The organism is [Zimmermannella] bifida NBRC 103089, assembly GCF_001570925.1.
Lineage (GTDB): Bacteria > Actinomycetota > Actinomycetes > Actinomycetales > Microbacteriaceae > Gulosibacter > Gulosibacter bifidus.
The window spans coordinates 1-6815 of the sequence record NZ_BCSP01000024.1 but is presented as its reverse complement, the minus strand read 5'-3'; the positions used below and the strand labels follow the sequence as shown (position 1 = coordinate 6815).

Below are 6815 nucleotides of genomic sequence, written 5' to 3'. Positions count from 1 at the left end.
GGGCGTGGCGGGCAGCCGGGAGCGCAGCTAGTCTTGCGGCAGGATGCGCGCGGAGCGCACGTGCACCTGCACGGTCGTTCCTGGCGGCACGGCTTCAGCGGTCATCAGCCCGCTGGCCAGTTTGGTGACCAAACTCGTTCCCGAACCCACCATCGAAATCGCGCGGTCCTCGCATCCGGGATCATTCACGTCGACTGCGGGGTTCGCGTCCACCTCATGCGGCCCGCAGCACAGGTATGCGGGGCGCAACGGCTCGGTGCACACCTCGAACTGGGACGACCGCAATACGAGCCCACAATCGGCGTGGAAGGCTCGATCACGGTAGACCCCGGGGATGCGCACGACGCCCGCAAACGACGCGGCAAACTCCGTTGCCGGGCGGCTGCGCAGCGCGTGCACCGAGGTCGTCTGCACAACGCGCCCACGGTCAATCTCCATGACGTTGTCGCACAGCGACACCACATCAACCAGATCGTGCGAGATCAGCAGCAGAGTGAGCCGGTTGGCTTCGGCCACCGAGCGAATCAGCTCGCGCAGGTTCGCGGCGGCGTTGACGTCGAGTCCGGCGAATGGCTCATCGAGCAGCAAGATTCGCGGTTCGGATGCGAGCACGCGCGCGAATGCGACGCGCTGGCGCTCGCCGCCCGAAAGCTCACGCGAGTGGCGCTTTTCGAGGTGGGCAAGGCCGACTCGGTCGAGCGCCTCGCGGGCCAGCAGGTGCGCCGAAGCCTTTGACTTGCCTCGGCGACGCGGCCCGAACGCCACATTGTCGAGCACATTGAGGTGCGGGAACAGCAGCGGGTCTTGGCTCAGATAGCCGATACCGCGATGCTCGGGCTCGGGCATTGCTTCGCCGCCGAGGGTAAGTGTGGTTTGGTCGGTGCACTCTACAGTGCCGGCAATTGCACCGATCAAGGTCGATTTTCCGGTGCCGTTCGAACCGATGATGGCGGTGCGCTCCCCCGAACGCACATTGAGGTCGGCGTCCAACGAGAACCCGGCACGCTCGACGCAGACGCGGCCACGGATCGACCCCATTGCCGACGCTTCGGCATGCTGCGCCCCGGCCGAGGTGCCAATCTGACCGATGCGACTGGTCTGCAAGAACTGCACCGGCTCGGTGGCGTTGCCAGTTGTCGCCGGTTTGGCGGTATTGCGTTTTCGATTAGGCACGATCCGCACCCCCAGCCCGGCGCGATTCCGAATCGGGGGCCATCGTTGGCTGCCAGCCGCGCAGGGCGATCAGCACCGCAATCGCTGCGACCAACATCACGGCCGCGAGCGCATACGCCTCTTCGACCCCGCCGCCGGTGCCTGAGAACGTCGTGTAGATCGCCATTGGCATGGTGCGGGTGACGCCCTCAACGTTTCCGGCGAATAGCGTGGTGGCGCCGAACTCGGCGAGGGCGCGAGCAAAGCTCATGGTCGCGCCGGCCACGATTGCCGGCCGCAGCATGGGCAGGGTCACGCGCCAGAACGCATCCGTGCGGCTCGCACCGAGTGTGCGCGCGACGTGCTCGAAGCGTGGGTCGGCAGCTCGATGCGCCTGTTCGACGGCGATCACCAAGAACGGCATGGCCACAAACACCTGGGCGATGACGACCGCCGGGGTTGTGAACGGCAAGACGATGCCGACGGATGCGAGCAAGTCGCCCAGCAGTCCGCGTCGTCCAACGAATGCCAAGAGTGCGAGGCCACCAACGAGCGGCGGCATGAGCATTGGCACGAGCACGATCGCGCGCACCGTGTTGCCGAGCACGCGCGGTGACCGAGCCAGCCACATCCCGAGCGGTACGCCAAAGATGACGCACAGCGCCGTGGCGCAGATCGCGGTACCAAACGACACCGCGAGCGCCGAGAGCATGCGCCCATTGCCGAGTACTTCGGGCAGTGACGTCCAATCGACGCGGATGAACAGGGCCACGAGCGAGAGCGTGATCGACGCGAGGGCGGCGATCGCGAGCACGGTCACCAACACTGGCGTTCGCGAACGCGTGGGATGCACGCGGCTGCGCGTTCGCTGTTCGGAATGAAGTGTCACGGTTGCTGCTCTGTCTTGTCGTGGTGGCCTGCGCCGTGTTCGCCCTGCCAGGCCGAGTTAGACGGCCCGGCAGGGCGGTTCAACGGATGCGGCGTCCGGCGGCACGGACGGGTTTCGCAACGCACCAGCGGGTTGCCGCATCAGCGAGCTGGTTACGGCGTGGTCAGTCCATTCTTCTGCAAGATCTGCTTGCCCTTCTCGCTCTGCACGAACTCGACAAACTTCTGGGCATCGGGGTTATCGCTCATTGCCGCAATCGGATAGCGGTTGACGACTTCGCCGGCCTTGGCCGGTACGACCGCTTCGAGGTCGGCCGTCGAGGTGGCGACATCCGAGGCGTAAACGAGTGCTGCGTCGACTTCGCCGAGCTCGGCCTTGGCGAGCGTGGCCGAGACGTTGTTTTCTTGGGTTGCGCCTTCGAGCTTGACGTTCGAGAGGTCGAGGAGCTTCTCGGTGGCAGCGCCACAGGGCACCTCTGGTGCGCAGATGGCGATCTTGATGTCGGTGCGGCTGGCGAGGTCGGTGACGTCGGTGATGCCCTTGGGGTTGCCCTTCGCCACGGCGATGACGAGCGTGTTCTCGGCGAAGATCGTGAACTTCTCTTCGGCGACGGTGCCGGCTTCGATCAGTGGCTTCGATGACTTCTCGCTCGCGAGCGCGACTACGTCCGGCGTGGCGCCCTCGTTGATCTGCGTGACGAGCTCTTGCGAGCCGCCGGTGACCATGGGTTTGAACTGCGCGTCAGGGTGCTCTTGCTTGAACGCATCCATCATTTCGGTAAAGCCCTTATCGAGGGATGCGGCCGCGAAAATCTCGATCGGCTCGTGTGCGGCGTCCGTTGCCGCGTTCGTGCATCCCGTAAGTGCCAATACCATTCCTGCTGCAGCCACGATGCTGCGAATCCGCCCACGCATTACTTCTCCTTATTGTGAACCGGTATCAACCACCCAGTGTAGGCATGTTTTTGCGGCAGCGGCGCCGCTCGACAGGATGGACGCCGCGGGGACGACCGGGTGAGAACCACCGCGCAATTCGCGACTAGATTGGCTGCATGGGAATTTTCCAAGGTGACGGTGCCACAGCGGCCGAGCGCGAGGACGCGCAGGCACGCCACCGCCGACTACTCGGTTACGGCGAATCGGGTGTCCGCAGCGCTGCCGGATCGCATATTGCCGTCGTCGGCGCCGGAGGTCTTGGCTGCCCCGCCCTGCTTTCACTTGCTGCCGCAGGCGTGGGCACCCTCACGATCATTGATGACGATGCGGTCGAAGCGAGCAACCTGGCCCGGCAAACGCTCTACCGACGCTCCGACATTGGCGTGCCCAAGGTCGAGGCCGCGGCCCGCGCGCTCGCCGAGACGGGGGCGCGCATCGTGACCCGCCGCATCCGCATCACGCCCGAGAACGCCCACGAGCTGTTGGCTACCGCCGATGTCGTACTCGACACCACCGACCAGTGGCCGACACGGTTTGCCGTTGCCGATGCTGCCGCACGCCTGGGTGTGCCGCTCGTGTGGGGTTCGGCACTCGGCTGGGACGGTCTACTCACCGTCTTCGCCCCGGGCGGCCCGCAGCTGGACGATCTGGTGGATCGCGAGGGGCTCCTCGCCGCAACCGATGCCCCGAATTGCGCGTCGACCGGGGTGTTTGCACCGCTTACGGCCGAGATCGGCGGTGCGATGGCCGGCGAGGCGCTGCGCATCGTGACCACCAGCGGCAGCCCCCTGGTTGGGTTGGTGCGGTCGTGGGATGCGCGGCACGGGCGGGTGCGCGAGCTTCCGTTGGCAGCATCGGCGGGTACCGAACCGGCTGCCAAGAACGCCACACGCAACAGCGACCCGGCCCCAACCGGGGCCGTGACCACACCCGGGCCAGCCACCGGCACCGCCGACCGCGCCCACCGCATCCGCATCGACGAGCTACCCGACGACGCGTTCGTCCTCGACGTGCGCCCGGCGCTCCACCCCGACCTGCCCGTGCCACGTCCCTACGCACATGTGCCGCTCGAAACGCTCGAAGCATCAATGCTGAGCGGTGCGCTCGATCTACCCGACTCCCCCATCGCCGTGGTCTGTGCCATGGGCCCGCGGGCCCGCGCGGCGGCTGAATTATTGCGGGATGCGGGTTATCCAGAAGTCAGTACGCTCGATGGTGGTGTAGCCGCGCTGGCCGCGATTCTGCCCGACAGCAGCGCCACCTAGACGCCTGAACGTTGAGGAGTCCCGATGAATCTCATCCCGCTTGAAACGCACCTGGCGCAAGTACTCGCCAAGGTCACCCCGCGCGAGCAGCTGCGTGTGCCCCTGCTCGAAGCGCACGGATGCGTGCTTGCCGCACCCGTGATCGCGCGGGCTTCGCTGCCCGGCTTCGACAATTCGGGCATGGATGGCTACGCCGTGCGGTTTGCCGATGTGCAGAATGCGAGCGAGGCTGCGCCGGTGCGGCTGCGCGTTGTGGGCGATGTGCCCGCCGGCAGTTCGGCTGACCCGGCGCTCGCGCCGGGTACGTGCGCTCGGGTAATGACCGGTGCGCCGATTCCGAGCGATGCGGATGCGGTGGTTCCGCTCGAAGCGACCACGCTCGGTACTGCGGTGACCGAGACCGCGGCCGAAACCATTGACGTGACCTCGGCCAAGGGACCGGGTGCCCACATCCGCCGGGCTGGAGAAGACATTGCCGAGGGCACCGAGCTGCTGCCCGCCGGCACGGAGCTCGGCGCGCGCGCTATTGCCACGCTCGCTGCCGGAGGCGTGGGCGAAGTCGAGGTCGTGCGCCGCCCACGGGTTGCCGTGATTGCCACGGGTGATGAGCTGCTCGACCCGACGGCTGCCGATGTCGCGGCACTGACGCCAGCGCGCGGCCAACTGTATGACTCGAATACGCCGCTCATGGGGCTGCTCGCTAACGAAGCTGGCGCCGAAATCATTGGCGTTTTCCGCACCGATGATTCGGGCGAACACCTGCTCGAGGTGGTCGAGGCGGCCTGCGAGCGCGCCGACGTTGTGATCACCACCGGTGGTGTGAGTGTGGGCGCGTTCGATGTGGTGCGCTTGCGACTATCTGATCGCGGCGTGAACTTCACCAAGGTCGCCATGCAGCCCGGTAAGCCGCAGGGATTTGGCCAGATCGGCAACGCGCTCGTGTTCTGCTTGCCCGGCAACCCGGTCAGTGCCATGGCCTCGTTTGAGGCGTTTGTGCGCCCGGCGCTGCGACGGATGCGCGGCGAACTGGGCCCAACACACGATTCGCGCATGGCGGTTGTTGGCGAAGAATGGCGCACCCCCGCAGGCCGTGCGCAGCTGATGCCGGTGCGATGGACAGACGGCGACACGATCGTTCCCGCACACAGCGGCGGCTCAGGCTCGCATATGGTTGGACGCATTGCCCGCGCCGACGGGCTTGCCGTGGTACCAGCCGATTGCGAGCTGGTTCGTGTCGGCGATCAGCTTGAAGTTTGGGAGATGTTGCGATGAGCAAGTTCACACACCTTGACGGTGCCGGCCAGGTCCACATGGTCGATGTCACCGAGAAGCAGCCGACGGTGCGCTCGGCGACGGCGCGCGGGTTTGTCCGCTGCTCGGATGCGGTCATGGCCGCGCTGCGGGACAACTCGGTCCCCAAGGGCGACGTGTTCGCCCTTGCCCGTGTGGCAGGAATTGCCGGTGCAAAAAAGTGTGCCGAGTTGCTGCCGCTGGCGCACATTATTGGCGTGCACGGTGCATCCATTGATGTATCGCTCGAGGCCGACGGGGTCGCGATTTCGGCGACGGTACGCACCGCTGACCGCACCGGTGTCGAGATGGAGGCACTCACGGCGGTTTCAATCGCGGCGCTTAACGTGGTGGACATGGTGAAGGGCCTCGATAAGTCGGTGGCAATCGAACGGGTCGAGCTCATCGCCAAGACCGGTGGCAAGTCGGGTGCTTGGTACCGTCCCGGGTTTGCACCGGCCGACGCCGAATAGAGTGCTTGACTCGAACTGAAGTTTGCCCGTTATCAAAGGAGACAACATGAGCGATTCAGATAACCGCACGCTGCCAGAGGGCCTGCCAGAGTGGGTGGCGCAGATCAGTCCAGCGCTTGGTCTGCGCGCCGATGAGGTTCCGACCGCTGACTTGCTGAGCCTGACCGGTGTGGTTGCGCACGGCGTCGTTCGTCCGGCTGCTCCGATCACGTCGTTCATTATGGGGCTGGTGCTTGGACGCGGCACCGTTTCGAGCTATGCCGAGGCCGATGCGATTGTGCGTGAGTTTGTCGAGACGCACGAGGATGTAAATGGTTAACGTTCGATTGTTCGCTGCGGCGGCAGACGCGGCCGGCACCGACGCGCTCGCTGTTAACGCTGCATCCACCGGCGAGCTTTGTGACGCCCTGCGTACACAGTTTGGCGCGGAGTTTTCGCAGGTACTGGCGCAGTGTTCGCTGCTTGTTGCCGGCACGCGAGTCGCGCCATGTGTCGCGGGTTCGGATGCGGATGTCCCGCTGGGTGCGAACGTTACAGTTGACGTGCTTCCGCCCTTCGCCGGCGGTTAGATCTTCCTACCGGGCGGCAGCGTGCCACCTTCAGGAATGAAACAAGGGCTCCACACAACAATCTGCACTGACTCAATATCTGTGTCAGGCACCTGTTCCGAGCGCACCGCAATCTGGTAACCATCCGGAGAGTAAATGTACGGCGGATCCACCGGATCAATCGTATTGTTATTCTCGCTGGTCCACCCATCGCGCTGTCGTAGACGCTCATTGATATCCAGCACAATCTCGTCGGCAGATGT

Annotated in this window: 9 protein-coding genes; 5 read left to right on the top strand and 4 right to left on the bottom strand. The window is 65.3% G+C overall.

What is annotated here, in order from left to right; all coding sequences use genetic code 11:
• Nucleotides 1–27 precede the first annotated feature (27 nt).
• From ZBI01S_RS09285 to modA, 3 genes are all read right to left on the bottom strand, one after another.
• Entirely contained in the window at nucleotides 28–1173 is a 1146-nt protein-coding gene (locus ZBI01S_RS09285; RefSeq protein ID WP_159421489.1) for a sulfate/molybdate ABC transporter ATP-binding protein, read from the bottom strand.
• Entirely contained in the window at nucleotides 1166–2041 is an 876-nt protein-coding gene (gene modB, locus ZBI01S_RS09280) for a molybdate ABC transporter permease subunit (RefSeq protein WP_245610603.1), read from the bottom strand. Before modB ends, ZBI01S_RS09285 begins: the two co-directional genes overlap by 8 nt.
• 152 nt (nucleotides 2042–2193) lie before the next feature.
• Complete coding sequence (modA, locus tag ZBI01S_RS09275) at nucleotides 2194–2955, bottom strand: molybdate ABC transporter substrate-binding protein (RefSeq protein ID WP_083524685.1); 762 nt, start codon at nucleotides 2953–2955, stop codon at nucleotides 2194–2196.
• Nucleotides 2956–3092: 137 nt separating this feature from the next.
• Between modA and ZBI01S_RS09270 the strand changes: the two genes are divergently transcribed.
• Genes ZBI01S_RS09270 through ZBI01S_RS09250 form a run of 5 tightly spaced genes read left to right on the top strand, consistent with a single transcriptional unit; the run spans nucleotide 3093 to nucleotide 6573 of the window.
• Nucleotides 3093–4241 (top strand): HesA/MoeB/ThiF family protein, encoded by a 1149-nt coding sequence (locus ZBI01S_RS09270; protein WP_066059584.1) that lies wholly within the window; start codon nucleotides 3093–3095, stop codon nucleotides 4239–4241.
• A 24-nt stretch (nucleotides 4242–4265) separates the two neighbouring features.
• Nucleotides 4266–5513 (top strand): molybdopterin molybdotransferase MoeA, encoded by a 1248-nt coding sequence (locus tag ZBI01S_RS09265; protein WP_066059582.1) that lies wholly within the window; start codon nucleotides 4266–4268, stop codon nucleotides 5511–5513.
• Nucleotides 5510–6004, top strand: a complete 495-nt coding sequence (gene moaC, locus ZBI01S_RS09260; RefSeq protein WP_066059579.1) for a cyclic pyranopterin monophosphate synthase MoaC — start codon at nucleotides 5510–5512, stop codon at nucleotides 6002–6004. The genes ZBI01S_RS09265 and moaC overlap by 4 nt, the downstream gene beginning before the upstream one ends.
• Nucleotides 6005–6050: 46 nt before the next feature.
• Nucleotides 6051–6323, top strand: a complete 273-nt coding sequence (locus tag ZBI01S_RS09255; RefSeq protein WP_066059575.1) for a DUF6457 domain-containing protein — start codon at nucleotides 6051–6053, stop codon at nucleotides 6321–6323.
• Entirely contained in the window at nucleotides 6316–6573 is a 258-nt protein-coding gene (locus tag ZBI01S_RS09250) for a ubiquitin family protein (protein ID WP_066059572.1), read from the top strand. Before ZBI01S_RS09255 ends, ZBI01S_RS09250 begins: the two co-directional genes overlap by 8 nt.
• Here ZBI01S_RS09250 and ZBI01S_RS10040 read toward each other — a convergent pair.
• Nucleotides 6570–6815 (bottom strand): hypothetical protein (locus tag ZBI01S_RS10040; RefSeq protein ID WP_222822393.1); only part of this gene is annotated, 246 nt, incomplete at its 5' end. The two genes, ZBI01S_RS09250 and ZBI01S_RS10040, sit on opposite strands and share 4 nt — an antisense overlap.